21 protein-coding genes are annotated in these 25904 nt (G+C 69.2%); 10 read left to right on the top strand and 11 right to left on the bottom strand.

What is annotated here, in order from left to right; genetic code table 11:
- Nucleotides 1-53: 53 nt before the first annotated feature.
- From H6927_07525 to H6927_07515, 3 genes are all read left to right on the top strand, one after another.
- Entirely contained in the window at nt 54-1304 is a 1251-nt protein-coding gene (locus tag H6927_07525) for an acyl-CoA/acyl-ACP dehydrogenase (GenBank protein MCP5217952.1), read from the top strand.
- Nucleotides 1305-1465: 161 nt separating this feature from the next.
- The gene (locus tag H6927_07520; GenBank protein ID MCP5217951.1) at nt 1466-2671 is read left to right on the top strand and encodes a CoA transferase; all 1206 of its coding nucleotides are present in this window, start codon (nt 1466-1468) and stop codon (nt 2669-2671) included.
- 187 nt (nt 2672-2858) lie between these two features.
- On the top strand, nt 2859-3950 hold the full coding sequence (locus H6927_07515) for a glycosyltransferase (GenBank protein MCP5217950.1): 1092 nt from the start codon (nt 2859-2861) through the stop codon (nt 3948-3950).
- A gap of 81 nt (nt 3951-4031) precedes the next feature.
- Here H6927_07515 and H6927_07510 read toward each other — a convergent pair whose 3' ends face one another.
- Nucleotides 4032-5096: a collagen-like protein gene (locus H6927_07510; GenBank protein MCP5217949.1), complete on the bottom strand. Its 1065-nt coding sequence runs from the start codon at nt 5094-5096 to the stop codon at nt 4032-4034.
- A 28-nt stretch (nt 5097-5124) separates the two neighbouring features.
- On the bottom strand, nt 5125-5901 hold the full coding sequence (locus H6927_07505) for an IPTL-CTERM sorting domain-containing protein (protein ID MCP5217948.1): 777 nt from the start codon (nt 5899-5901) through the stop codon (nt 5125-5127).
- Between the two features lie 107 nt (nt 5902-6008).
- Between H6927_07505 and H6927_07500 the strand changes: the two genes are divergently transcribed.
- A complete protein-coding gene (locus H6927_07500) occupies nt 6009-7028 on the top strand; it encodes an IS30 family transposase (protein ID MCP5217947.1) in 1020 nt (339 codons plus the stop codon).
- Here the strand turns inward: H6927_07500 and H6927_07495 are convergent.
- From H6927_07495 to H6927_07480, 4 genes are all read right to left on the bottom strand, one after another.
- Nucleotides 7015-7341, bottom strand: a complete 327-nt coding sequence (locus H6927_07495; GenBank protein MCP5217946.1) for a hypothetical protein — start codon at nt 7339-7341, stop codon at nt 7015-7017. The two genes, H6927_07500 and H6927_07495, sit on opposite strands and share 14 nt — an antisense overlap.
- Nucleotides 7342-7479: 138 nt before the next feature.
- On the bottom strand, nt 7480-9168 hold the full coding sequence (locus tag H6927_07490) for a long-chain fatty acid--CoA ligase (protein ID MCP5217945.1): 1689 nt from the start codon (nt 9166-9168) through the stop codon (nt 7480-7482).
- A gap of 121 nt (nt 9169-9289) precedes the next feature.
- A complete protein-coding gene (locus H6927_07485; protein ID MCP5217944.1) occupies nt 9290-9628 on the bottom strand; it encodes a P-II family nitrogen regulator in 339 nt (112 codons plus the stop codon).
- Nucleotides 9629-9649: 21 nt separating this feature from the next.
- Nucleotides 9650-11314, bottom strand: coding sequence for an NAD+ synthase (locus tag H6927_07480; protein MCP5217943.1), 1665 nt, complete (start codon nt 11312-11314; stop codon nt 9650-9652).
- 99 nt (nt 11315-11413) lie between these two features.
- Here H6927_07480 and H6927_07475 point away from each other — a divergent pair, with 99 nt between their 5' ends.
- Complete coding sequence (locus H6927_07475) at nt 11414-12625, top strand: N-acetyltransferase (protein ID MCP5217942.1); 1212 nt, start codon at nt 11414-11416, stop codon at nt 12623-12625.
- A 4-nt stretch (nt 12626-12629) separates the two neighbouring features.
- On the opposite strand, the gene H6927_07470 is transcribed toward H6927_07475, so the two are convergent.
- Complete coding sequence (locus tag H6927_07470) at nt 12630-12941, bottom strand: hypothetical protein (GenBank protein ID MCP5217941.1); 312 nt, start codon at nt 12939-12941, stop codon at nt 12630-12632.
- Between the two features lie 170 nt (nt 12942-13111).
- On the opposite strand from H6927_07470, the gene H6927_07465 reads away from it, so the two are divergent.
- Nucleotides 13112-14587, top strand: coding sequence for a hypothetical protein (locus tag H6927_07465; GenBank protein MCP5217940.1), 1476 nt, complete (start codon nt 13112-13114; stop codon nt 14585-14587).
- Nucleotide 14588: 1 nt separating this feature from the next.
- Here H6927_07465 and H6927_07460 read toward each other — a convergent pair whose 3' ends face one another.
- From H6927_07460 to H6927_07450, 3 genes are read right to left on the bottom strand one after another with little or no spacing between them, the layout of a single operon-like run.
- The gene (locus tag H6927_07460) at nt 14589-16079 is read right to left on the bottom strand and encodes a M20 family peptidase (protein ID MCP5217939.1); all 1491 of its coding nucleotides are present in this window, start codon (nt 16077-16079) and stop codon (nt 14589-14591) included.
- Between the two features lie 55 nt (nt 16080-16134).
- A complete protein-coding gene (locus tag H6927_07455; protein ID MCP5217938.1) occupies nt 16135-17538 on the bottom strand; it encodes a GTPase/DUF3482 domain-containing protein in 1404 nt (467 codons plus the stop codon).
- Entirely contained in the window at nt 17531-18982 is a 1452-nt protein-coding gene (locus tag H6927_07450; GenBank protein MCP5217937.1) for a DUF2868 domain-containing protein, read from the bottom strand. Before H6927_07450 ends, H6927_07455 begins: the two co-directional genes overlap by 8 nt.
- Before the next feature lie 179 nt (nt 18983-19161).
- On the opposite strand from H6927_07450, the gene H6927_07445 reads away from it, so the two are divergent.
- Nucleotides 19162-20091, top strand: coding sequence for a DMT family transporter (locus H6927_07445; protein MCP5217936.1), 930 nt, complete (start codon nt 19162-19164; stop codon nt 20089-20091).
- 7 nt (nt 20092-20098) lie between these two features.
- Here the strand turns inward: H6927_07445 and ppa are convergent, their stop codons facing one another.
- A complete protein-coding gene (gene ppa, locus H6927_07440; protein MCP5217935.1) occupies nt 20099-20626 on the bottom strand; it encodes an inorganic diphosphatase in 528 nt (175 codons plus the stop codon).
- Between the two features lie 249 nt (nt 20627-20875).
- Between ppa and H6927_07435 the strand changes: the two genes are divergently transcribed.
- From H6927_07435 to H6927_07425, 3 genes are all read left to right on the top strand, one after another.
- Nucleotides 20876-23305, top strand: coding sequence for a sodium-translocating pyrophosphatase (locus H6927_07435; protein ID MCP5217934.1), 2430 nt, complete (start codon nt 20876-20878; stop codon nt 23303-23305).
- A 143-nt stretch (nt 23306-23448) separates the two neighbouring features.
- Nucleotides 23449-24915, top strand: a complete 1467-nt coding sequence (locus H6927_07430; protein ID MCP5217933.1) for a TolC family protein — start codon at nt 23449-23451, stop codon at nt 24913-24915.
- Entirely contained in the window at nt 24912-25904 is a 993-nt protein-coding gene (locus H6927_07425; protein ID MCP5217932.1) for an efflux RND transporter periplasmic adaptor subunit, read from the top strand. Before H6927_07430 ends, H6927_07425 begins: the two co-directional genes overlap by 4 nt.

The following is a 25904-nucleotide window of genomic DNA, read 5'->3' as shown; positions in this document are numbered from 1 at the left end:
TCTGGCGCAGTACCGATGCCGGCCAGGGGCCGAAATACTTGAAAGACCACGAGATGATCGAACACACCGGCTCCAACAACCACCCCGAGATCCGCGACGCCATCCGCGCGCTGTGCGCCGAATTCCCCGACGAGTACTTCCGCAAGGTGGACGAGAGCAGAGCCTACCCGGAACAGTTCGTCGATGCCCTGACCAAGGCCGGCTGGATGGCGGCGCTGATCCCGCAGGAATACGGCGGCTCGGGCCTGGGGCTGACCGAGGCCAGCGTGATCATGGAGGAGATCAACCGCTGCGGCGGCAACAGCGGCGCCTGCCACGGCCAGATGTACAACATGGGCACGCTGCTGCGCCATGGCTCCAAGGCGCAGAAGGAAAAATACCTGCCCAAGATCGCCAGCGGCGAATGGCGCCTGCAGTCCATGGGCGTGACCGAGCCCACCACCGGCACCGACACCACCCGGATCTTGACCAGCGCCGTCAAGAAAGACGGGCGCTACGTGGTCAACGGCCAGAAGGTGTGGATCAGCCGCGTGCAGCACAGCGACTGGATGATTTTGCTGGCGCGCACCACACCGCTGGCCGAGGTGAAGAAAAAGAGCGAGGGCATGTCCATCTTCATGGTGGATTTGCATGAGGCACAAGGATTGCCCCCACGCTCCCCTGCTGCGCATGGTTCGCTGCCCCCCGAGGGGGCCGCTTTTGGCCTTGGGGCGGCCCGGCGGCCAAAAAAGGGCCTGACCGTGCGCCCCATCCCCAACATGGTGAACCACGAGACCAACGAGCTGTTCTTCGAGGACCTGGAGATCCCCGAGGAGAACCTGATCGGCGAGGAAGGCAAGGGCTTCAAGTACATCCTGGACGGCCTGAACGCCGAGCGCACGCTGATTGCCGCCGAGTGCATCGGCGACGGCTACTGGTTCCTGGACCGCGTGACCAAGTACGTGAAGGACCGCCAGGTGTTCGGCCGCCCCATCGGCCAGAACCAGGGCGTGCAGTTCCCCATCGCCGACGCCTTCATCGAGGTGGAGGCCGCCAACCTCATGCGCTGGAAGGCCTGCGAGCTGTTCGACAGGCACGAGCCCATGGGCGCCCAGGCCAACATGGCCAAGTACCTGGCGGCCAAGGCCAGCTGGGAGGCGGCCAACGCCTGCCTGCAGTTCCACGGCGGCTTCGGCTTCGCCTGCGAATACGACGTGGAGCGCAAGTTCCGCGAGACGCGCCTGTACCAGGTGGCGCCCATTTCCACCAACCTGATCTACTCCTACGTGGCCGAGCACATCCTCGGTCTGCCTCGCTCGTTCTGACATGGACAACCCCCTGAGCGGCTGCGCCGCTTCCCCCTTCTCTCGCGCTTCGCGCGGGAAGGGGGACGACGCCAGCGCGGCGGGGCGGCCCTTGCGCGGCGTCTGCTGGCTTGGGGCGCGCCAGTTTCGAGCATCGCTGGCAATGCCACATCCCATGAGATATGACCCAAAGAACCCGACCTCTTGACGGCATCACCGTCATCTCGCTGGAACACGCCGTCGCCGCCCCGTTCTGCACGCGCCAGCTGGCCGACCTGGGCGCGCGCGTCATCAAGGTCGAGCGCCCCGGCAGCGGCGACTTCGCGCGCGGCTACGACCAGCGCGTGCGCGGCCAGTCGTCGCACTTCACCTGGATCAACCGCAGCAAGGAGAGCCTGGCGCTGGACGTGAAGCAGCCCCAGGCCAAGGCCGCGCTGATGCAGCTCTTGAAGACCGCGGACGTGCTGGTGCAGAACCTGGCACCCGGCGCCGCCGCGCGCATGGGCCTGTCGTACCAGGCGTTGAAGGAACACAACCCGCGCCTGATCGTGTGCGACATCAGCGGCTACGGCGCCGACGGCCCATACCGCGACAAGAAGGCCTACGACCTGCTGATCCAGAGCGAGGCGGGCTTCCTGTCCGTCACCGGCACGCCCGAGACACCTTCCAAGTCCGGCATCTCGGTGGCCGACATCGCCGCCGGCATGTATGCCTACAGCAACATCCTGTCGGCCCTGCTGCTGCGCGCCAGGACGGGCGCGGGCAGCCACATCGACGTGTCCATGCTCGAAGCCATGGGCGAGTGGATGGGCTACCCGATGTACTACACCTTTGACGGCGCACCGCCGCCGCCGCGCACCGGCGCCAGCCACGCCAGCATCTACCCGTACGGGCCGTTTACGGCCAGCGATGGCGCCACGGTGATGCTGGGCCTGCAGAACGAGCGCGAATGGAAGACCTTCTGCGACGCCGTGCTGCAACGCCCCGAGGTGGCCACCGATGCGCGCTTTGCCAGCAACGCCCAGCGCAACCAGCACCGCGCCGAACTGCAGGCGCTGATCCTCGAAGTCTTCGCCGCACTCACGGCGGCACAGGTGATCGAGCGCCTGGACGCGGCGGCAATCGCCAACGCGCGCGTCAACGACATGGCGGCGCTGTGGGCGCACCCGCAGCTGCAGGCGCGCCAGCGCTGGCGCAGCGTGGGCACGCCCGCGGGCGCGGTGCCGGCGCTGCTGCCGCCGGGCGTAAACAGCGCCTTCGACTACCGCATGGATGCGGTGCCCGCCGTGGGCCAGCACACCGCCGCCATCCTGGCCGAGCTGGGCTGGGACGAGGCGCGCATTGCTGCATTGCAGGCTGCTGGGACGACTCAGGGCGACACTGAATGAATCCCTGCGCTGGCGCGCGCCCTGATTGGGGATGGGATGCAAGGCACGAACCGCAGCGATGGCTGGGGCCATCGCGAGGATTGGCAACGCCGCAGACTGGCCGGCAGCGGGTTGGCGGCTTACAGGGTGGCGAACAAACGGTCGATCCGTTGGGTATCCATGCTTCCGATTTTGCAAGAATCGGGGCATGAACCGTCCGAGCATCTGCCTGAACATGATCGTCAAGAACGAGGCCCACGTGATTGCACGCTGCCTGGCCTCGGCCCGACCCCTGGTGGACGCCTGGTGCATTGTCGATACCGGCTCCAGTGACGGCACGCAAGACAAGGTGCGCGAGCTGATGGCCGGCGTCCCTGGCACACTGCATGAGCGCCCCTGGAAAAACTTTGGCCACAACCGCAGCGAGGCGCTGGAGCTGGCACGTACCGAAGGCTGCGACTACCTGCTGTTCATCGATGCCGACGAGTGGTTCGACGCCCCCGCCGGCTTTGCCTGGCCGCTGCTGGATGCCGATGCTTATGAGCTGCCTTGCCACTACGCCGGCATCGTCTACGCCCGCTGCGCGCTGGTGGCCACGCGCCTGGCCTGGCGCTGGGAAGGCGTGCTGCACGAATACCTGGCCAGCGAGCCCGCGCATCAACTGGCTGCGCTGGCGCAGCCGCGCATCGTCGTGCACCACGACGGCGCTCGCGCACGCGATCCCGATACCTACCTGAAAGACATTGCCGTGTTGCAGGCCGCGCTGGCCGAAGACCCGGCCAACACCCGCAACACCTTCTACCTGGCGCAAAGCCTGCGTGACGCCGGTCGCTGGGCCGAGGCGCGCGATACCTATCTGCGCCGCGCCAGCATGGGCGGCTGGGATGAGGAGACGTGGCATGCCCTGTACCAGGCCGCCGTGATGCTCGAGCGCCTGCAGGGCCCGCCCGCCGAGGTACAGGCAGCCTACCTGGCCGCGTTCGAAGCCCGCCCCACGCGCGCCGAGCCGTTGGTCGAGTTGGCGCGCTGGCACCGCGAGCACCAACAGCACGCCCAGGCCGCGCTGGTGGCCCAGTGGGCGGCAGCCATGTCACGCCCTGCTGACCGGCTGTTTGTGGACAGTGCGGCATACGACTGGCGCGCACTGGATGAACTGGCCGTCAGCGGCTTTTACGCCCGCTCGCCCGAACTGCAGGCCGCTGGCCGCGCGGCCATGCAGCGCCTGCTGGAGCGGGCTGACACCTTGCCCGCCGAAGCGCAAACGCGCGTGCGCGCCAATGCCGGGTTCTATGGTCTGTAGGGCCAGGAAAAAGCCCCGCAACTTGGGCGGGGCTGCTGTGGGTCAAATCTTGGGGTTCGACGCGCGACCCCAAGAAAATGGTCATGGAGTGATGACGATCGACCAGGTGATGGATCGATCAGCACCACCCCCACCAGAACCACCAACCACCTTCAATGCAGCATAGTCTCCCGCCGCGACTGCTTGGGTCACGCCGGTCTTGGAGCATGCGGTTGCGGAGCCACCCGTAACAGTGCAACTGAAGACCGTGTCGGCTCCATTGATCCGCAGCGTGTAGGTGAAGTCGCGCCCTCCGGTGGCGCTTTTGCGAGCATAAAGCCCTGATATCGTCCCGGCAACGGGTATTGGGAAAGCCACTTTGTTTTCGGCTCCATTTTCCCCAATACCTACGTGAGTAGTCCCACTTCCAAGCAAGTTAACAGAGCTACCGGCAAACGCGATGACGCCCGAGCCCGCAGGGCCGGTCGCACCCGTCGGTCCGGCAGGGCCCAAATCGCCTTGCGGCCCTTGCGCCCCCTGGGGTCCTGGATTGCCTTGCGGACCGATAGGCCCCATCAAGCCTTGAAGGCCGGTTGCACCGGTGGCACCGGTTGGCCCGGTAACGCCCATTGATCCGGTGGCACCCGTTGGCCCAGTAACGCCCATTGATCCGGTAGCGCCCGTTGGCCCGGTGGCGCCGGTTGGCCCGGTAACGCCCATTGATCCAGTAACGCCCGTTGGCCCGGTAACGCCCATCGATCCGGTAGCGCCCGTTGGCCCGGTGGCGCCGGTTGGCCCGGTAACGCCCGTGGAGCCAATTGCCCCTGTGGCTCCAGTCGGCCCAGTCGCTCCTGTTAGCCCGGTTGCCCCAGTTGCCCCCGTCGGCCCTGCCGCGCCCGTGCACGAAATCAGCATGCCGCTGGTGTCATAGCAGACGATGCCGGCCTGCGTGCCGGTGGTGCCGGGCAACTTCGGTGCCAGTACCTTGCCGTCCTTGTCGACAGTTAGCAGTACGCCACCGGCGCCCCCGCTGGGGCTGTTGACGATGAAGCTGCCGCTGGGTGGCGGCGTGACGGTGACGTCGGCGGCCAGGGCCGGGGTGGCCACGGCGGCCAGGGCGACGCCGGCCGAAGCGGCCAGCACATGGAGGGTGTAACGGTGCGACATGATGAAGGACCTTCCTGATTGTTCTGGTTTATGACTGGTTGCGACGCGTGCGCACGGCCAAGCCAGCCAGGGCCAGGCTCATCAGCAGCAGCGTCCACTGCGAGGTGGTGGGGATGGGGGCGACGCCGCCCGGTGGGGTGGGCGTGCCAAACCAGCGGCTGACCGGGCCGGCGCCCTGGTTGGCCTGGCCCGGTGCCAGCCACTGGCCGCTGGCCTGCATGCCGCGCACGGCCAGGTTGGCCAGGTTTTGCGTGCCGCCCGCGGCGAGCTTGATGTCGGCGCTGGGCGTGCCGGGCGTGCTGGATTCGATCTTCAGCGGCGTGCCGGCCGTGCCGGTCAGCGTGAGGGCACCGGCCACCGTCTGCACGCTGCCGGCAACAAAGGTGTAGAGCTTGCCGGTGCTGCTGGCGATGCTGAGCGTGTCGAAGCTGGTATTGCCACCGATGGTGGAGCCGACGGGCGGCGTGGGGCAGGCCACGTCATCCACAAAGCTGACGCCACCGCCGCCGGCCACAAAGCTGCCGCCGTTGGTCCAATTGCCTGCCAGGGTGATGCTGCCGCCCGCCATGTTGATGGTGCCGCCCGCACCAATGACGACATTGCGCACGTTGCTCAGGCTGCCGCCCTGCATGTTGAGCGTGCCGTCGACGATGACGTCGGTACAGCCCAGGTCGGTGTCATACCAATCGGTGGTGGCGCCAGCGCCAACCACGATGTCGGCATGCGCCATGGTGGCCGCCAGCAGCAAACTTGCCCCTGCCACAGGCCAGCGCGGCAGGGCGCCGCGCATTTTCATTCGCTTCATGCTAAATGCCCCCCTTTGAAGAGCCAATTTTGTTGTAGGAAGGCTTCAGATTAGGGGGCGATCTCAATTTTGAAGTGCAACACCCTCACATGAGGTAAGTTGCACCGATGGGAACACGATACAAACAACTGCAGGCTGAAGAGCGCATGACGCTGAGCTCGCTGCACCAGCAAGGCTGGAGCCTTCGGGCCATGGGGCGACTGATGGGGCGCAGCCCCAGCACCCTGTGTCGCGAACTGCGGCGCAACAGCAGCGATAGCGGCTACGCCAGCAGCAGCGCCCACCACGCATATCTGAAGCGCCGCATCGATGCCCGACCCTTGCCCAAGCTGCATGCCGATGGCGCTTTGTGGCAGACGGTTTGCACGCTGCTCAGCTGGTGCTGGTCGCCACAGCAAATTGCCAGCACACTCAGGCGCATGCATCCCGATGAGCCCGCCTGGCACGTCTCGCACGAGACGATCTACGACACCATCTACGCCTACCCACGCGGGGAGCTGCGCCGCCAGCTCATCGCCTTGCTGCGCCAAGGCAAGAGCACGCGCAGGCCCCGCTCTGCGGGCCAGGATCGACGAGGGAAGATCCCTGACATGGTGAGCATCCATGTGCGCCCGCCCGAGATCGAAGACCGCCTGATGCCCGGGCACTGGGAGGGCGATCTGATCAAGGGTGCGGGCAACCAGTCTGCGGTCGGTGTGCTGGTGGAGCGTACAACGCGTCTTGTGCTGCTGTGCAAGATGCAGAGCAGCACGGCAGAAAGTGCGCTGGCGGCGTTCTCGGCCAAGCTCAATGCGGTGGCTGCGCCGCTGCGCAAAACGCTCACCTACGACCAGGGTCGGGAGATGGCGCGGCACAAGGCGCTCAGTGAGGCCACGGGCGTGAAGGTGTACTTTTGCGATCCGCACAGTCCTTGGCAAAAGGGCAGTTGCGAGAACACCAACGGATTGCTGCGCCAGTTCCTGCCCAAGGGCACCGATCTGTCGGTGCATGACCAAGATGCGCTGGACTCGATTGCCGACTTGATGAACAACCGACCCAGGCAGACGCTGGGATGGGACAGTCCCTACCAAGCTTTCAAGCGCATCATGACGGCCATCAGCGAGAAAGATTCGGCTACGATTCATTGATTCTCAACCACTGGTGTTGCACTTCAGAGTTGAGATCGCCGGGCCTTTTGGTGAATTTGTAAACAGTGAAAATTTTAATTTCCATGCCCAGTAGCGCAATAGATATAAATTTGATAGCGATCGGCGCCAGCGGTGCCAAGCTTAGGGTCGCCGCATGGCGGGCTGTAAGCTGAGGTTGCATGTGGGCGAATTCCCGGGCCGCAGTCACTGTCGTGTCTTCCACGCCACAGCCACTGCCGGCACGCTGGCCGCCTACCCACAGTGCTGGATCGGCAAGATCGCCGTGCAGGCCACCGACGGCCGCCTGCTGCATGGCAGAGTCGATGAGCCCAAGGGCGACCCCGGCAGCACCCTCTCGCGCGCGGAAATCACCGCCAAGGCGCGGTGGCAGGTGGCGCAGTGGCCGCGGGTGGGCAAGCTGCTGGCTGCCGACGCATCGGCCGAGCAGGCGTCACCCGGCCTCCTTCTCCTGCAGCAGGCGCCACATCACCTTGCCGCTGCCGCTCTTGGGCAGCGCGTCGACGAACTGCACCACGCGCGGGATCTTGTAGGCCGCCATGTGCTCGCGGCACCAGTCGATGATGTCCTGCTCGCTCACGCTGCCCTGGTGCCCGGCGCGCAGCACCACCACGGCCTTGACGGATTCGCCGCGGTACGCATCCTTGGTGCCGATCACGCAGGCCTCCTGGATGGCGGGGTGCTTGAACATCAGCGCCTCGACCTCGGCCGGCCACACCTTGAAGCCGCTGGCGTTGATCATGCGCTTGAGGCGGTCGGTGATGAAGAAGTAGCCGTCCTCGTCCACCCGGCCCAGGTCGCCGGTGCGGAAAAAGCGCTGGCCCTCCAGCTCGAAGAACGCCGCGGCCGTGGCTTCGGGGTGCTTCCAGTAGCCGCTGAACACCTGCGGGCCGCACACTACGATCTCGCCGGTCTCGCCCTGCGGCACTTCCTTCAGCGTGTCGGGGTCGACCACGCGCGCGTCGGTGCTCATGAAGGGGATGCCCAGGCACTGCTGCTTGGGGTGCTCCAGCGGGTTCTGGTGCGAGGGCGCAGCGGTCTCGGTCAGGCCGTAGCCCTCGGCGTAGCGCAGGCCGTAGACGTCGAACAGGCGCTGCGCCACGGCCTGCGGCATGGCCGCGCCGCCGCCGCTGATGGACTTGAGGCTGGACAGGTCGAAGCTGGCGAAGTTGGGGCTGGCCAGCAGGTCGATCACCATGGTGGGGATGTTGGCCCAGGCGGTGACCTGCCAGCGCGAGATCAGGCGCCCGGCCAGCTCGCGCTCCCAGCGCGGCATCAGCACCATGGTGGCGCCGGCGTACACCGCCGCGTGCATCACCGCCACCATGCCGGTGATGTGGAACATGGGCACCACCACCAGGCCCACGGTCTCGCTGGTGCCGCCGCCCCACAGCGTGCAGGCCACGGCGTTGTGCATCAGGCTGGCGTGGGTGTGCATGCAGCCCTTGGGCAGGCCGGTGGTGCCGCTGGTGTAGGGCAGCACGCTCAGGTCCCGCGGGCCGGCGGTGGTGGCCGCCAGCGGGCCGCCTTGGGTCAGCGCATCCGTCCAGGCGTGCACCTGGCCGCCTTCGAGCGTGGGCAGCGGGCGGCGCGGCAGCAGCCAGTCGCGCCAGGCCTCGGGCGGGGCGTCGTCGCCCTGCTCGGCGGCGTCGAAAGCGTCGGTGTACTGCGTGACGATCAGGTGCGCCAGGCGCTGGCCCGCGGGCAGCGCGTTGGAGGCCGCCGCCAGCTCGCCGGCCAGGTCGGCGCTGGTGATGGCGACCCTGGCGTCGGGGTCGGTGATGTAGTGTCTGAGCTCGTCGGCGCGGTTCATCGGATTGACGGGCACCACCACTGCGTCGGCGCGCAGGATGGCGAAGTGCGCCACGATGAGCTGCGGCGTGTTCTGCAGGTTCAGCAGCACCCGGTCGCCCTTGGCCACGCCCAGCGCCTGCAGCCGCCCGGCCAGCCGCTCGGCTGCGGTCTTCAGCTGCGCCCAGGTCAGCACCGCGCCGAAAAACACCGTGGCCGGCTTGTCCGGGTAGCGCAGCGCGCTGATCGCCAGGTTGTGCCACAGCGAGGTGGCGGGCACGGTGATGGTGTGCGGCAGGCGCGACGGCCAGAACTTGTGATGCGGGCGCATGGGCTGCTGTCTCCTGAACGGCTTTCGCGCCATGCTAGCGCGGCCGGCGCCCACAGCCGAAGGGCGCTTTGTCGCACGTGCGACGCGCGCGGCGGCCACCCGCGCGCCGCGCGCCGGGGGATCAGACCGCTTCGTCGCCCTCTTCCCCGGTGCGGATGCGCACCACGCGCTCGACCGGGGTGACGAAGATCTTGCCGTCGCCGATCTTGCCGGTGCGCGCCGCCTTGACGATGGCCTCGACGCAGCGCTCGACGGCCTCGTCGGCCACCACCACCTCGATCATCACCTTGGGCAGAAAGTCGACCACGTACTCGGCGCCGCGGTACAGCTCGGTGTGGCCCTTCTGGCGGCCAAAGCCCTTGACCTCGGTCACCGTCAGGCCGGTGACGCCGACGTCGCCCAGGGCCTCGCGGGCCTCCTCCAGCTTGAAGGGCTTGATGATGGCGGTGATTTGCTTCATGGGGGTGTGCTCCAGCAGGTTTCAGGCCCGGAATCGGTTGGTCATAGGATAACGCCAGTCCTTGCCAAAACCGCGCGGCGTCACGCGCGTGCCCACCGGCGCCTGCTGGCGCTTGTACTCGCTGCCCTTGATCAGGCGCGTGACGCGCTCGACGTCGGCAGGGGCGAAGCCCTCGGCCAGCAGCTCGGCGATGGCCGCGTCGTGCTCCACGTAGCGGGCGATGATGGCGTCCAGCACCTCATAGGGCGGCAGGCTGTCCTGGTCGGTCTGGCCCTCGCGCAGCTCGGCGCTGGGCGGGCGGGTAATGATGCGCTCGGGGATCGGGTTGGCCCCCGTGCCGTAGGGGTCGTGCGCGTTGCGCCAGCGCGCCAGCGCGAACACCCGCGTCTTGACCACGTCCTTGATGGGCGCGAAACCCCCGCACATGTCGCCGTACAGCGTGCAGTAGCCCACGGCGTACTCGCTTTTGTTGCCGGTGGTCAGGATCAGGTGGCCGAACTTGTTGGACAGCGCCATCAGCAGCAGGCCGCGCAGGCGCGCCTGGATGTTCTCCTCGGTGGTGTCCTCGGCGCGGCCGGCAAACAGCGGCGCCAGCGTGGCCCGGACGGTCTCGAAGGCGGGGCGGATCGACAGCTCGTCGTGCCGCACGCCCAGGCGCCGCGCCATCTCGTGCGCGTCCTGCACGCTGATGCCGGCGGTGTAGGGGCTGGGCAGCATCACCGTGTGCACATGCTCGGCACCCAGCGCGTCGACGGCCAGCGCCAGCACCAGGGCCGAGTCGATGCCGCCCGACAGGCCCAGCGCCACGCTCTTGAAGCCGTTCTTGCGCACGTAGTCGCGCAGGCCCAGCACCAGCGCGTCCCACAGCTCGCGCTCGGGCGTGGGCGGCGGCGCCGTGGTTGCTATTATTTGAATAGCTGCTTGCGCTTGCTGCACCCGGGCAAACCACAGTTTTTCCTCAAAAGCCGGGGCGCGGCCCTCCACTTCGCCATCGGCGCCGATGACGAACGACTGGCCGTCGAACACCACCTCGTCCTGCCCGCCCACCCAGTGCGCCCACACCAGCGGCAGGCCCACGTCGCGCGCGCGCGCCTGCATCACGGCCTCGCGCTCGGCGCCCTTGCCCTGGTGAAACGGCGAGGCGTTGATGACCGCCAGCAGCTCGGCCCCCGCCGCCTTGGCCTGGCGCGCGGGCTCGGCGTACCAGGCGTCCTCGCAGATCAGCAGGCCCACGCGCACGCCGCCGGCGTCGAACACGCAGGCGCCCTGCCCCGGCACGAAGTAGCGCCGCTCGTCGAACACCTGGTAGTTGGGCAGGCGCTGCTTGGCGTAGGTGGCCGCCACCTGGCCGTTGCAGATCACGCTGGCGGCGTTGTGGCGCTCGCTGATGGTCACGCTGGGGCCGCGCGCGTCGCCGCCCACCGGGTGGCCGACCACGATCACCAGGTCCTTCAGGGCCGCCGTCTCGCGCGCCACGGTTTGCACGGCCTCGTCGCAGGCCGCCATGAAGGCCGGGCGCAGCAGCAGGTCCTCGGCGATGTAGCCGCAGATCGCACCCTCGGGCGCCAGCAGCAGGCGCGCGCCCTGGGCGTGCGCGCTGCGCGCCGCGTCGATGATTTTTTGCGCGTTGCCCGGCATGTCGCCGACGACGAAGTTGAGCTGGGCCACGCAGAGGGAGAGGGACATGTCGATGCAGGAAGGTGGGCGTCAGGGGCGAATGGTAGCGAACAGGCACCCAGCCATGATCTCCCCAATAATCGATCGACACCGCTCAGCGACACCGCCTTGCTCCAAGCCACCACCCCCTTTCGCCAGCAGATCGCCACCGACCCCGGCGCCATCGACGCCCGGGCGTGGAACGCCCTGCTGGCACGCCAGCACGCACCCACGCCCTTCATGCGCACCGAATACCTGGCGGCGCTGCACGCCAGCGGCAGCGCGGTGCCCGAGACGGGCTGGGCGCCACACTTCATGCTGCTGTGGGACGGGGCGGAGCTGGCCGCGGCCTGCCCGCTGTACCTCAAGGCGCACTCGTATGGCGAGTACGTGTTCGACTGGGCCTGGGCCAATGCCTACGCCGAGCATGGCCTGCGCTACTACCCCAAGGCGCTGGTGGCCGTGCCCTTCACCCCCGTGCCGGGCTCGCGCCTGCTGGCGCGCGACGGCGCGGCGCGCGCGGCGCTGGTGCGGGCGCTGCTGGCGTGGTGTGCGCAGCGCAAGCTGTCGTCGCTGCATGTGCTGTTCGGCGATGAGGATGACCTCGCCGCATGCGAGTCATCGCAACTGATGTCTCGTCACCAGGTGCAGTTTCATTGGAAAAACCAGCACGCATCCACCGGCCAGCCCTTTGGTGATTTCGACGACTTCCTGGCCGCGCTGACGCAGGACAAGCGCAAGAAGATTCGCCAGGAGCGGCGCAAGGTGGCGGCTGCCGGCGTGACCTTTCGCTGGGCGCGCGGCGCCGACATCACGCCGGCGGACTGGGTCTTCTTCTACCGCTGCTACGAGCGCACCTACCTGGAGCACGGCAACGACCCCTACCTGACACCCGCCTTCTTCCAGGCCATGGCACGCGACATGGCCGAGCACTGGGTGCTGTTCATCGCCGAGCGCGCGGGACAGCCGATTGCTTGCAGTTTGATAGCTGTCGACGCAGATCCGGCGCCGGCCAACGTTTCAAAAGGCTCCGAAATCGTGGCCTACGGCCGCTACTGGGGCGCGCTGCAGCGGGTGGACTGCCTGCACTTCGAGGCCTGCTATTACCAGCCCATCGATTGGTGCATCGCCCACGGCGTGGCGCGCTTCGAGGGCGGCGCGCAGGGCGAGCACAAGATGGCGCGCGCCCTGCTGCCGGTGCAGACCACCAGCGCCCACTGGCTGGCGCACCCGGCCTTTGCCGACGCGGTGGCGCGCTTTCTGGCGCGCGAGGACCAGGGGATGGCGCAGTACCTGGAGCAGCTGCAGGCGCGCTCGCCGCTGCGCCACGAACAAGCGTAGAGACTCAGCCCCGGTCGGCCTTGGGCTTGCGCCGCACCGCGCGCGGGCTGCCCGCCTTGTGCACCACCGGCGTGAGCTGCGCCGCCTCGAAGGGCTCGGCCGGCGGGCCGCAGTTCTCGTCGGCCACGCCAAACACCATGTCGGCACCGGGGCCGAAGCGCTCGGGCACGGTCTGGTGCAGCTGCAGCGCCATGTCCACCGGCGGGGTGGAGGTCTGCGACACGATCTGGCCCTTGGCGTCCAACACCGTATAACAACTGGCCTGGGCGCCAGCGGAGGCCAGCAGGGTGGCGGCAAGAAGGACGATGTGTTTCATGGAGCGATTGTCGTACGCACGATCATGCTGATTGCGTGAAGTCTGCCGCACCAGACCCGCTTGTCAAGCCGCCAGCACCCGACGCCCGGTCCGGCGCCCCGTCAAAATCGGTAATAATATTTCAATACTGTTAATAATTGTTGTTTTTTGTTGCAGGGAGGGTATTTGTCATGACATTTGATCCGCACACCATTGCACGCAGGCCGCAATTCGTAGCAAAGGCTTCAGTCATCGCGATCGCAGTCGTGCTCGCGGCACTGCCGTCCATCGGCCGCGCGGATGCTGGCGCGCCGTTGCCCCGTTGTTCGGTGGGCTCGCTGTCGTTCTACCAGGCACGGTATCTCAAGTCGGGAACCGATAATTCCAGCACTCCGCCCACGATTGCGCTCGACCAGGTGACCTTGCCCGCAGCGGCAGGCGATGCCGCCGCCATCACGAATATCTGGACGGGGCAAGGCGCCCCAACGCCGATCAATGCCGGCAGCGCCACGTCGGTAAACGCGGGCGCAACGGTGGCCATGGGCATGCACCCCCAGAACGGCTACATCTACGCCATTCGCGCGACGCAGGGCGACACCGATTTCAGCCAAGCAACTTCGCGCGACTACACGGGCCACATCCAGGTGCTGAAATACGGCACGACCGGCGTGGACAACCTGGGCGTGATTCAAGGTATGCCCGCCAACCGGTGGTTCCAATGGGGTCCCAACGTCAACGCAGCGGCATTCAACCCGGCCAACAACGAGTTGATCATTGGAAACCTGCGGGGTGGCCCTGTCAACGAATTGATTCGGATCAGCGTCGCGAATGATGTGCCTACCTATGTGGGCACGATTACGCTGAGTCAAGCTATTACGGCGCAATCGGGTGACTTTGCCATCGATGCAACGGGCACATACGCCTATGGGATTGCCACCGCAGCTCGCGGATCGAGCAACACCAGCTACCAAGTGGATTTGGCGACAGGCACCGTCACCCTCCTGCAGACAGGTGTTGGCGAAACCTTTTTCGGAAGCTGGGCGCCCTATGGTGGCGCGGCCCGTTTGCAGAATGGCCAGATGGCTTTTGTGGGCGGCTTTTCCACCGCCACGCCCGGCGTTCGACTCATGAGCATCCCCGCAGGGACGGTATCGGACGAATATACGCAGACTCAGACAGCGCAAAGCACGGACGCCGCGGAATGCCTGCCCAAGCTGACGGCCACGCTGCAATGCACGCCGACCGACCTGGTCGACGCCGCCGGCAACGTCTCCACCTGCACCGTCACGCTTGACGGGCCGGCCCCCGCCGGCGGACTGCCGGTGGACCTGACCTTGCCCACCACCAATCCGCGCTACAGCACCACCTGCGCCTCGCCCATCACCATCGCTGCGGGCGCCACAGAGGCGCAATGCACCATCACCGCCACGCCCAACACCGTGCCGGGCGACGGCAACGTAGCCGCCACCATCGCGCTGGCCACGCCACCCGCCACGGCCGACTACGAATTGGGCACGCCGACTGAAGCGACCGTCACGGTGAAAGACGACGACAACACCGGCCCCGGCCCCATCGCCCCCATCCCGGCCACGGGCATCTGGAGCCTGCTGGCCATGGGCCTTGGCCTCACCGGCCTGGCCTGGCGCCGCCAGCGCCGGCAGGGGTAACTCAGGACCGCGCGGCGGCCATCTGCATGATCAGGCGGTGATAGAAGCGGATGGCGTCGGCGTAGTTTTTCACGGCAAGGCGCTCGTTGGTGCCGTGAAAGCGCTTCAGGTCTTCGCCGTTGGCGCGCACGGGTGAGAACTTGAAGATGTGGTCGCTGATGGGCTCGTAGTGGATCGAGTCGGTGGCGGCCACCATCAGGCCGGGGGCCACCAGCGCGTCGGGGAAGACCTCGCGGATGGTCTGGTTCAGCACCCGGTACTGGGGCGAGCCGGTGGGCGCCACCTTGGACGCCTCCTTGGCGCCGGGCAGGGCCTCGAGCTTCAGGTGATCGGCCGGCACCGCCGCATCGACCGCGCCGTGCACGTGCTGCATCACGCCTTCGCGGGTATCGCCCGGCAGGATGCGGAAGTTGACCGTGGCCTCGGCGCGGCCGGGCAGCACGTTGTCCTTGTTGCCCGCATTCACGATGGTCAGCGCCGTGGTGGTGCGCAGCATGGCGTTGGTGCTGCCCGCGCCCTCCAGCTGGCGCTGCACCAGCGGGCCGAACAGCCACAGGTTGGACAGCGCCACGCGCGAGAAGCCGCTCATCTCGGGCGCCAGGGTGTCGAACATCTCGCCGGCCACGCCGCGGATGGCGGCGGGCATCTGCTGGTTTTCCAGGTTGCTCAGGGCCGCGGCCATCATGGCGATGGCGCTGCTGCCCTTGGGCGGCGGCATGGACGAATGGCCCGGCGTGGCCGACACGGTGAGCTGCACCGACATGTAGCCCTTCTCGGCAATGCCGACCAGCGCGGCGGGCTGCTTGAGGCCCGGCATCACGCCGTCGAGCACCAGCAGGCCTTCGTCGATCACGAAGTCCAGCTGCGCGCCGCGCGACTTGAGCAGCGCCGCGATCTGCGCCGCGCCGCGCTGGCCGCTGACCTCCTCGTCGGCGCCGTAGGCCAGGTAGACGGTGCGCGGCGGCTGCCAGCCGCTTTTCAGCAGCAGCTCGACGGCCTCCAGCTGCGACAGCAGGTTGCCCTTGTCGTCCCACGAGCCGCGGCCCCAGACGTAGCCGTCGGCGACGGCGCCGGAAAACGGCGGCTGCTGCCAGTCGCCCTCGGTGCCAGGGGCGATGGGCACCACGTCCTGATGCGCCATCAGCAGGATGGGCTTGGCCTGGGGGTCGCTGCCGGGCCAGGTGTAGAGCAAGCTCAGGCCGCCCACGACTTCGCGCTTGAGCCTGGCGTGCACCAACGGAAACTGCTTTTCAAGCAGCGCGTGCAGCGCCTCGAACTGGTCGGCGTTGAGCTGCGCGTCGCTGGCCGAGGACACCGTCTTCAGCCGCACCGCCTGCGCCAGGCGCTGGGCAACGGCGTTCTCGTCGATGGCCAGCGGCGGCAAGGGCGGCACGCTGAGCTGGCGCGAGCCCTTGCGCACGGTGTTGACGGCCACGGCCGCGGCCAGCAGCAGCACGGCGGCCAGCACGGCCAGCAGGATTTTCTTGATCATGAAGCGACCTCCTCGGGTTCTGGGCGCATGGTAGCGGCTGGCGGCGCCGGGTCACTCACGCATCGGTGGGCTCGAGCAGGCGCGGCAACAGCCGCCGCGCCACCTCGTCCTGCAATTCGGCACGCTCGCCGTCATCCGACGCACCCTTGACGCCCCGCTCCCAGTCCGGGTGGCCGCGCGCCGCCGACAGGGCACCGACCACCTCGCGCAGGGTCTCGTCGGCGTCCAGATCGGCCGATGCATCCACCCGCACGCGCTGCTGCGCCGCGTGGCCGCGCCGGGCCAGGGCGGCGGCCAGGGCGCTCAGGTGTTCGGCCAGCAGCAGCAGCACGGCGTCGTCGGCCGTCAGCTCCTGCACGCCCTGCAGGCGGTTTTCCAGCTTGCGCCACAGCGGGCGCCAGCCGCCCGACAGCGCGCCGCCCACGGTGGCGCCCAGTGTGGTGGCCGCGCCCAGCGACAGGCCGGCCAGCGCCACGTCGGCCACCGCGCCCAGGCCGGCGCCGATCATGGCGCCCAGGCCCAGGCGCGCGCCGGCGTTTTTCAGCAGCTCGGCGTTGAACAGGTCGTCCTGCCAGCGCCCGGCCAGCGCGGGCAGGTCGGCCAGTTCGGCGTCGTCGGCGCGAAAGGCGTACAGCGCCAGCAGCTCATCGACCGCGCGGCGGGCGTGGCGGCGCACGCCGTCCTGGAATTCGCGCACGAAGGCGCGCTGGCGCAGCTCGTCGGCAAAGTCTTCGGCCGGCAGCGCGCGGCGCATGGCGGCCACGTCGATCAGGCTGGCGGCCAGCACACGCGCGGCCGCCTGCGTGCGCTCGCGCGCCTGCAGCGCCAGCGCATCGACGATGCCGGCCAGTTGCTGGCGCCGCGTGGGCAGTAGCGTGGCCAGGTCGGTGTAGAGCTGGCGCTCGCTGCCGTTGAAGGGAGCCACCACGTCGAACTCGGCGCGCGCGTGCAGGCCGGCCTCCTGCAGCGCCGGGTGCCAGTCAGCCACACGGCTGGCGGCGTCGCGCACGAAGTTGAGCACCGGCATGACGGGCTTGGCGCAGGCAGCGAGGATTTCGATCTCGGCGCGGTACTTGGGCAGCACCGGCTGGCGCGTGTCGATCACCAGCATGGCGCAGTCAGCCTGCTCCAGCAGCGCGCGCAGCACCTTGGCCTCCTGCTCGAAGGCGGCGCGCGCCTCGGGCCCGGCCAGGAAGGCACGCACGCGCTCGGTGCGCGTCTCGCCCGGCTGGCGGCCCAGAAAGTCGAGCAGCGCCACCGAATCCTCCAGCCCCGGCGTGTCGATGAAGCGCGCGGCCTCGCGCCCATCCAGCCGCAGCGCCAGCGCCTGGGCGTGGCGCGTGGTGCCGGGGCGCTCGGACACCTCGCCGAAATCGACCTGGCGCGTGAGCGTGCGCAGCAGCGAGGTTTTGCCCGCGTTGGTGTGGCCGACCACGGCAACGATCAGCGGCTCAGGCATCGCCAGCCTCGCGGTTTGCTATCCAATCGAGAGCTTCTGGCGCAGATTGCACGCGGGCCACAGCGTCAAAACCTTCGGATTTCAACCAGTCGCGCCAGCGCGCACCCAAGTCGGCGCCCTCGCCCACCGGCCACAGCGCCGTGCGCTGCGCCAGCGCGGCGGCCTCACGCACGAAGCGCGCCGTGCCGCGGTCGGGGCTGGCCGGCGCGTGCACCAGCAGCAGCAGCGACTGCGGGCGCGTGGCGGCCAGCTGCTGCAGGGCGCCCTGGCGCTCGGCCTGGCTGCCGCTGACGCGCAGGGGCGATGCGGCGGAATCGATGGGCAGCGGCCAGAGCAGCTCGGGCGGCAGCTCGAAGCCGATCGCCCGCCACGAGCCCGGCGCGCCGGGTGCGGCCGCCGGCCAGGCGGGGGTGGCCGCGGCGGCGCCGGGGTGCTCGGGGTCAATCACCGCGGGCGGCGGCTCCAGCGCATCCAGCCGGCGCACGATGCGCTGCACCTCGGGGTCGGCCATGTCCACGCCCGCCAGCCGCGCCACGCCGGCGCGCCAGCGCCAGCCGCTGAGCAGTGCCAGCAGCGCGCGCGGCAGCAGGCCGTAGACCGCCACGCAGCCCATCAGCCACCAGGCCCATTCGCGCTGGCCCGCGGCCTGGGGCACGAAGCCGGCGCCCGCCTGCCCCACCTGCGCCACGGCCTGCGCGTCGGGCACGGGAAAGCCCAGCGCGGCAGGCAGCGCGCCGGTGATCTGCACGAAGCGCTGGAAGAACTCGGCGCTCAGGATGGTGGTCTGCCAGCTCAGGCGATAGGTCTGGAAGGCGAAGCCGAAGGCCAGCACCGCCAGCGTCAGCGCGAAGGCCGCCGTCCAGATGCCGTGGCTGATCAGTCCGGTCAGCCACGGCCACAGGCGCCGGCGCTGCATCACCGCGCCGAAGCCGCGCCACAAGTCCAGCGCGTGCGGGCCGCGCCCCGAAGGCCAGCGCGCCACCAGGCCCAGGGCCAGCCGGCCCAGCGACCAGTCGCCCAGCCGCACGTGCAGCCCCGCCAGCGTGGCCAAGAGCCCCAGCAGCCAGACCGTGAGCGTGAGCGCGTGCAGGCCCAGCAGGCTGACGAACGCGGCCACGGCATTGATGCTGCGGTCGGGCGCCAGCACGCTGCGCCCCGCCGCCAGGCCCGCCAGCGCGATCAGCAACGCCAGCGCCAGCCCCACCCAGCCGCCCCACAGGCGCCAGCGCGCCAGCTCCTGCGGCAGGCCCAGGCGCTGGCCCAGCAGCCAGGCGCGCGCCTGCACCTGGGCGGCGCGCGTGGGCTGGGCGGCGAAGGCCTGGCGCAGCTCGGCCGCGTCATCCAGCGCGCCGGCTGCCTCGATGTGCTGCACGGCGGCGGCCACCAGCGAGCGCGCCAGCGGGCTGGCGCGCTCGAACGCGGGGGTCGGGGTGGTCGGCTGCATGGGGCGCGGATCATTATCCCTGCCCCATCGCCGCGCCTGGGTGCCGGCATCGGCACGGTGCATCGACTATTGTTTCGATAGCTGCTTGGTATTTTTCAATGCGGGCTACAAAGCGATTTGGCTTGAAATTTGGCGCAGCCGTGTCGCCTCCGCGCTGCCGCGCTGCTACGCTCGGCGCCATGCCCGCCTCGCCCGCCCTGCCCCCAGCCGCCACGCTGCGGGCCTGGCTCGACCGCCGGCCGGCGCTGCTGCTGCTGATCTTCACCACCCTGGTCTGGGGCAGCAACGTGGTGGCGGCCCGGCTGGCCGTGGGCCAGGTGTCGCCCATGATGCTGACCACCGCGCGCTGGTCGGTGGCCTGCATCGCGCTGTGGCTGGTGGCGCGGCGGCAGGTGGTGGCCGCCTGGCCGCTGCTGCGCCCGCGCTGGCGCTACCTGACGGCGATGGGCGTGGCCGGCTTCACCGGTTTCAACGCCTTGTACTACACCGCCGCGCACCACACCAGCGCGGTCAACCTGGCCATCATCCAGGGCGTGGTGCCGGTGCTGGTGCTGCTGGGTGCCGCCGTGGCGCTGCGCCAGCGGGTGGGCGCGCTGCAGGCGCTGGGCGTGGCGCTGACGCTGGCGGGCGTGGCGGTGGTGGCGGCGCGCGGGCAGTGGTCGGTGCTGTGCGCGCTGGACCTGAACGCGGGCGACCTGGGCGTGCTGGCGGCCTCGGTGCTGTACGCGGGCTACACGCTGGGACTGCGCGCCAAGCCGGCGGTGTCGCCGCTGGCGTTCTTCGCCGCCGTCGCCGGCGTGGCGGCGCTGGCCTCGCTGCCGCTGCTGGCCTGGGAGGCGGCGGCGGGCGGCTTCTTCTGGCCCACGCCGCGCGGCTGGTGGATCATTCTTTACGTCGGGCTGCTGCCCTCGTTCGTGTCGCAGATCACCTACATCCGCGCGGTGGAGCTGATCGGCCCGGCGCGCGCCGGCGTGTTCTACAACCTGACCCCCGTGTTCGGCCCCGCGCTGGCCGTGCTGCTGCTGGGCGAGCAGCTGCGGCCCTACCACGCGCTGGGCCTGGCCATGGTGCTGGGCGGCATCGCGGTGGCCGAGCGGCGCGGCGGCTGAGCCCGTCCTACTTCTTGTAGGCCGCCATGCCGCTGGCGATTTCCTGGTGCGCGGCCTCAGGGCCTTCCCAGCCCAGCACCTTGACCCACTTGCCCGCTTCCAGGTCCTTGTAGTGCTCGAAGAAGTGGCTGATGGCGTGCAGGCGCATGGGGTTGACGTCGTGGGCCGTCTTCCAGTGGCTGTAGATGGGCAGGATCTTGGTGGTGGGCACGGCCAGCACCTTGCCGTCGATGCCGGCCTCGTCCTCCATCTTCAGGATGCCCAGGGCGCGGCAGGTGACCACCACGCCCGGGTGCAGCGGGTAGGGCGTGATCACCAGCACGTCCACCGGGTCGCCGTCGCCCGACAGGGTCTGCGGCACGTAGCCGTAGTTGGTCGGGTAGTACATGGCGGTGGTCATGAAGCGGTCGACAAAGATCGCCCCGCTCTCCTTGTCCACCTCGTACTTGATGGGGTCGGAGTCCATCGGGATTTCGATGACGACGTTGAATTCCTCGGGGGCTTTTTTGCCGGGAGACACGAGATTGACGGACATGGTGTGGCTTTTTTGCAATAGGCGCCCCACGCTGGGGCAAGACGGAAAATCCGCGTCGATTTTACGGGCGCTGCCGCCTGGCGCTGGGCAAACGGCCTGCTTTCGCGCTAAATTCGGCCTGTTGGCCAATCACGTGCCTGCAAGGGGCACACGAGGAAGCAACGCGGTGGAGAAGCCAGCTGCGTTGCCCACCTGAGCACCCGGCCGGCTCCTCCGAAGCGAAAACGCGACACACGAGGAGTCTCTCTCATGAATGGAAACGCAGCGCTGATCCTGGCGCTTGTCTGCGGCCTGGTGGCCGTCATCTACGGCTTCTGGGCGCGCGGCTGGATCCTGGCGCAGGACGCCGGCAACGCCCGCATGCAGGAAATCTCCGGCGCCATCCAGGCGGGGGCGGCGGCCTACCTGGCGCGGCAATACAAGACCATCGCCATCGTCGGCGTGGTGCTGGCGGTGCTGATCGGCATCTTTCTGGACGCGAAAACCGCCATCGGCTTTGTGGTGGGCGCGGTGCTCTCGGGCGCCTGCGGCTTCATCGGCATGAACGTGTCGGTGCGCGCCAACGTGCGCACCGCGCAGGCGGCCACGCGCGGCATCGGCCCGGCGCTGGACGTGGCGTTTCGCGGCGGCGCCATCACCGGCATGCTGGTGGTGGGTCTGGGCCTGCTGGGCGTCACCGGCTTCTACTGGTTCCTGGGCGGCACGGCGGCCGACAGCCACGCGCTCAACCCGCTGATCGGCTTTGCCTTCGGCTCCTCGCTCATTTCCATCTTCGCGCGCCTGGGCGGCGGCATCTTCACCAAGGGCGCCGACGTGGGCGCCGACCTGGTGGGCAAGGTGGAGGCCGGCATCCCCGAGGACGACCCGCGCAACCCGGCGGTGATCGCCGACAACGTGGGCGACAACGTGGGCGACTGCGCCGGCATGGCGGCCGATTTGTTCGAGACCTACGCCGTCACGCTGATCGCCACCATGGTGCTGGGCGGGCTGATGATCACCGCCGCGCCCACGCAGGCGGTAATCTACCCGCTGGCGCTGGGCGCGGTGTCCATCATCGCCTCCATCATCGGCACTTTCTTCGTCAAGGCCAGCCCCGGCATGAAGAACGTGATGCCCGCGCTGTACAAGGGCCTGGCGATCGCCGGCGTGCTGTCGCTGATCGCGTTCTGGTTCGTCACCGCGGCCATCATCCCCGACAACGCCCTGGGCGGCACGGGCGCCGTGGGCAAGCTGTTCGGCGCCTGCGTGGTCGGCCTGGTGCTGACCGGCGCACTGGTGTGGATCACCGAATACTACACCGGCACGCAGTACAAGCCGGTGCAGCACGTGGCGCAGGCCAGCACCACCGGCCACGCCACCAACATCATCGCCGGCATCGGCATCAGCATGAAGTCCACCGCCTGGCCGGTGATCTGCGTGTGCATCGCCATCCTGGTCTCGTACACGCTGGCGGGCCTGTACGGCGTGGCGGTGGCCGCCATGTCCATGCTGTCCATGGCCGGCATCGTGGTGGCGCTGGACGCCTACGGGCCGATCACCGACAACGCCGGCGGCATTGCCGAGATGGCTGAGCTGCCCCCCAGCGTGCGCGACATCACCGACCCGCTGGACGCCGTGGGCAACACCACCAAGGCCGTCACCAAGGGCTACGCCATCGGCTCGGCCGGCCTGGCCGCGCTGGTGCTGTTTGCCGACTACACGCACAAGCTGGACACCCTGGGCAGCGCGGTGCGCTTCGACCTGAGCGACCCGATGGTCATCGTGGGCCTGATCATCGGCGGGCTGATCCCCTACCTGTTCGGCGCCATGGCCATGGAGGCCGTGGGCCGCGCCGCCGGCAGCGTGGTCGAGGAGGTGCGCCGCCAGTTCCGCGACATCAAGGGCATCATGGAAGGCACCGGCAAGCCCGAATACGGCAAGGCGGTGGACATGCTGACCGGCGCGGCCATCAAGGAGATGATGATCCCCAGCCTGCTGCCGGTGGTGGTGCCGATTCTGGTCGGCCTGCTGCTGGGCCCGAAGGCGCTGGGTGGCCTGCTGATGGGCACCATCGTCACCGGCCTGTTCGTGGCCATCAGCATGTGCACCGGCGGCGGCGCCTGGGACAACGCCAAGAAGTACATCGAGGACGGCCACTTCGGCGGCAAGGGCAGCGACGCGCACAAGGCCGCCGTCACCGGCGACACCGTAGGCGACCCCTACAAGGACACCGCCGGCCCGGCCGTCAACCCGCTGATCAAGATCATCAACATCGTGGCCCTGCTGATCGTGCCGCTGGTGGTGAGCCTGCACGGCGGCAAGACCCCGGTGGCCGAAGCCGCGCCTACTGCCGCGGTGGTCGCTGCGGCCGATGACGCCGCCTCGGTCAAGGTCGAGGGCGAGAAGGTGATCTTCTACTTCGCCAGCGGCAAGACCGAGCCCGCCGCCGACGGCGGCCAGGCGCTGGCGGCCGTCGTCCAAGGCGTGAAGGCCGGCAAGAAGGCCTTCATCAGCGCCTACGTGGACAGCACCGGCAGCGCCGCCGCCAACGCCGAAATCGCCAAGCAGCGCGCCCTGGCCGTTCGCGCCCTGCTGACCGGCCTGGCCGTGGCCGATGACCGGATCGAGCTGCAAAAGCCCGAGGACATCCAGGCCGGCACCGGCGCGCAGGCGCGCCGCGTGGAAGTGACGCTGCAATAGGCACCGGTTCTTCACTCCCTTGCCCAACCCGCCTCGTGCGGGTTTTTTGTTCCCATCCGGCAACAATGCATGCAGAAACCGGCAACAGTGAAGTCGGACAATCACGTTCCTCCCATCGTCATTGCCCTCTCGCCTGTTCCACCATGTTCGTCGCCCTGGCCAAGCCGCGCGCGCTGGCGCGCCCCGATCGATGCCTCCGCGCAGCGCCATTGGCCGTTGCCCTGTTGCTGGCGCCCGGCGCCTGGGCGCAGGACGCCACCCCCCTGAGTTTCGACGCCGCCCGCACCCGCCTGCTGGAGCACTCCGAGCAGCTGGCCGCCAGCCGCGCCGGCGAGCAGGCGGCGCAGCTGCAAACCCAGGCGCTCCAGCACCTGGGCGGCCCTTCGGTGGCCCTCACCGGCATGGCCTACGCCTACAACGCCAACCTCGGCCTCGACCTGGACCCGCTCAACCAGGGCCTGGGCCAGATCAACGCTGCCCTGCCCAGCTGGGCGCAAAACCTGGTCGGGCGCGTGCCGGTCCCGCAACTGCCGAGCAGCTACACGCTCAACCGGCATGCCAGCGGCACGCACGCGTCCGTGGCCGCTGTGTGGCCGATCTACACCGGCGGCGCCACCGACGCGGCGCGCGGCCTGTTCGCCGCCCGCGAGCGCGAGGCCGAGGCCGACAGCCGGCTCACCGGCCAGCAGCAGGACAGCTTGCTGGTGCAGCGCTACTTCGGCGCGCAGCTGGCGCGGCGCGCGGCCGAGCTGCGCGCGCAGGCCGAGCGCGCCACGGCCGGGCATGACCAGGCCGCCGCCAGGATGCTGGCCGAAGGCGTGATCGCCCGCGTCGAGCGCCTGCAAGCCAGCACTGCGCTGGACGAGGCGCGGCGCAACGCCCGCAAGGCCGAAAGCGACGCCGAACTGGCCGCCGCGGCGCTGGCGCGCACCGTGGGCTTTGACGGGCGCGTCACGCCGCAAACGCCGCTGTTCGTCATCAGCCAGCCGATCGAGCCGCTGCCCTATTTCATCGATGCCGCGCTCACGCGCCACCCCGGCATCGGCAAGGTGGCGGCCAAGAAGGCACAGGCCGAGCGCCTGCACGAGGGTGAAGAGGCGCTGCGCCGCCCGCAGGTCGTCGCCTTCGGTTCGCGCCAGCTCAAGACCGGCAACGCCGACTGGGCCGTCGGCCTGGGCGTGCGCTGGACCCTGTACGACTCGCTCGACCGCGACGCGCTGGAGGCCGCCTCGCTCAAGAAGGTCGAGCAGGCCGAGCGCGCCGACGCCCAGCTGCGCAGCGACCTGGCCCTGCTGGTGGAGCGCCACTGGCGCGCCGTGGACACCGCGCGCCGCCAATACCTGGACATGGACGGCGCCGTGGCGCTGGCCGCCGAGGTGCTGCGCCTGCGCGCCACCGGCCTGCGCGAAGGCACCAGCACCACGCTGGAGCTGATCGACGCCGAAACCAACCAGGCCAAGGTGCTGACCGAGCGCGCCCAGGCCGCCAACGACTATGTGCAGGCGCTGGCCCAGTTGCTGGAGGCCGCTGGCCTGTCGGAGCAGTTCCCCGCCTACATCGCCCGCGCCGACATCCGCGTGCCCACTCTTGACGCACCTGCCCCAAAATGAAGACCTCCCTGCGCAAACCCGTCGCGTTGCTCGTGCTGCTGGGCGTGCTGGCCCTGCTGGCCTGGGGCCTGTGGCAGGCCACCCGCCCCGCCCCCGAGCTGCTGCAAGGCCAGATGGAAGCGCGCGAGACCGACATCGCCGGCAAGGTGACGGCGCGCGTGCTGGAGATGGCCGTACACGAGGGCGAGCGCATCGAGCCCGGCGCGCTGCTGGTGCGCCTGGACAGCCCCGAGGTGCGCGCCAAGCTGCAGCAGGCCAGCGCCGCCGAGCAGGCCGCGCAGGCCGTGGCGCAAAAGGCCGAGCACGGCGCGCGCCCGCAGGAGGTGGAGATGGCGCGCATGCAGTGGCAGCGCGCCGAAACCGCCGCCCAGCTGGCGCACACGTCGTACCAGCGCGTGGCCAACCTGGCGCGCGACGGCCTGGTGGCCGAGCAGAAACGCGACGAGGCCGAGGCCAACTGGAAGGCCTCGCGCGACGCCGCCACCGCCGCCAGGGCGCAATACAACATGGCGCGCGCCGGCGCCCGCCCCGAGGACCGGGCCGCCGCCAACGCCCAGGCCCGCCAGGTGGCCGGCGTGGTGGCGGAGGTGCAGGCCGCCCAGGCCGAGACCGAGCTGCGCAGCCCCGTGGGCGGCGAGGTGGCCAAGGTGCTGGCCAAGCCCGGCGAGCTGTGGCCGCAGGGCGTGGCGGTGGTCACCGTGGTCGACCTGCAGGACCAGTGGGTGGTGCTGAACGTGCGCGAGGACCAGCTGGCGCGCTTCGCGCCGGGGCAGACGTTCGACGCCACCCTGCCCGCGCTGACCGACGGCGACAAGAACGCGCGCCACGCCCGCTTCAAGGTGTTCTACAACGCCGTGCTGCCCGACTTCGCCACCTGGCGCGCCACGCGCGGCGGCGCCGGCTTCGACGTGCGCACGTTCGAGGTGCGCGCCCGCCCCACCGAGCCGATCGCCGGCGCGCGACCCGGCATGAGCGTGCTGGTGCAGTAG

The sequence above is a fragment of the Burkholderiaceae bacterium genome (assembly GCA_024235995.1).
GTDB lineage: Bacteria > Pseudomonadota > Gammaproteobacteria > Burkholderiales > Burkholderiaceae_C > Ottowia.
Note: the sequence above shows the minus strand (reverse complement) of the source record. Positions and strands in the feature narration are given on the sequence as shown.

Bases quoted from the DNA above. Each gene is read 5' to 3' on its own strand.
- H6927_07525 (MCP5217952.1), top strand. From the start codon at position 54: ATGATCGAACACACCGGCTCCAACAACCACCCCGAGATCCGCGACGCC.
- H6927_07520 (MCP5217951.1), top strand. From the start codon at position 1,466: ATGACCCAAAGAACCCGACCTCTTGACGGCATCACCGTCATCTCGCTG.
- H6927_07515 (MCP5217950.1), top strand. From the start codon at position 2,859: ATGAACCGTCCGAGCATCTGCCTGAACATGATCGTCAAGAACGAGGCC.
- H6927_07510 (MCP5217949.1), bottom strand. From the start codon at position 5,096: ATGTCGCACCGTTACACCCTCCATGTGCTGGCCGCTTCGGCCGGCGTC.
- H6927_07505 (MCP5217948.1), bottom strand. From the start codon at position 5,901: ATGAAGCGAATGAAAATGCGCGGCGCCCTGCCGCGCTGGCCTGTGGCA.
- H6927_07500 (MCP5217947.1), top strand. From the start codon at position 6,009: ATGGGAACACGATACAAACAACTGCAGGCTGAAGAGCGCATGACGCTG.
- H6927_07495 (MCP5217946.1), bottom strand. From the start codon at position 7,341: ATGCAGCAGGCGGCCGTCGGTGGCCTGCACGGCGATCTTGCCGATCCA.
- H6927_07490 (MCP5217945.1), bottom strand. From the start codon at position 9,168: ATGCGCCCGCATCACAAGTTCTGGCCGTCGCGCCTGCCGCACACCATC.
- H6927_07485 (MCP5217944.1), bottom strand. From the start codon at position 9,628: ATGAAGCAAATCACCGCCATCATCAAGCCCTTCAAGCTGGAGGAGGCC.
- H6927_07480 (MCP5217943.1), bottom strand. From the start codon at position 11,314: ATGTCCCTCTCCCTCTGCGTGGCCCAGCTCAACTTCGTCGTCGGCGAC.
- H6927_07470 (MCP5217941.1), bottom strand. From the start codon at position 12,941: ATGAAACACATCGTCCTTCTTGCCGCCACCCTGCTGGCCTCCGCTGGC.
- H6927_07465 (MCP5217940.1), top strand. From the start codon at position 13,112: ATGACATTTGATCCGCACACCATTGCACGCAGGCCGCAATTCGTAGCA.
- H6927_07460 (MCP5217939.1), bottom strand. From the start codon at position 16,079: ATGATCAAGAAAATCCTGCTGGCCGTGCTGGCCGCCGTGCTGCTGCTG.
- H6927_07455 (MCP5217938.1), bottom strand. From the start codon at position 17,538: ATGCCTGAGCCGCTGATCGTTGCCGTGGTCGGCCACACCAACGCGGGC.
- H6927_07450 (MCP5217937.1), bottom strand. From the start codon at position 18,982: ATGCAGCCGACCACCCCGACCCCCGCGTTCGAGCGCGCCAGCCCGCTG.
- H6927_07445 (MCP5217936.1), top strand. From the start codon at position 19,162: ATGCCCGCCTCGCCCGCCCTGCCCCCAGCCGCCACGCTGCGGGCCTGG.
- ppa (MCP5217935.1), bottom strand. From the start codon at position 20,626: ATGTCCGTCAATCTCGTGTCTCCCGGCAAAAAAGCCCCCGAGGAATTC.
- H6927_07435 (MCP5217934.1), top strand. From the start codon at position 20,876: ATGAATGGAAACGCAGCGCTGATCCTGGCGCTTGTCTGCGGCCTGGTG.
- H6927_07430 (MCP5217933.1), top strand. From the start codon at position 23,449: ATGTTCGTCGCCCTGGCCAAGCCGCGCGCGCTGGCGCGCCCCGATCGA.
- H6927_07425 (MCP5217932.1), top strand. From the start codon at position 24,912: ATGAAGACCTCCCTGCGCAAACCCGTCGCGTTGCTCGTGCTGCTGGGC.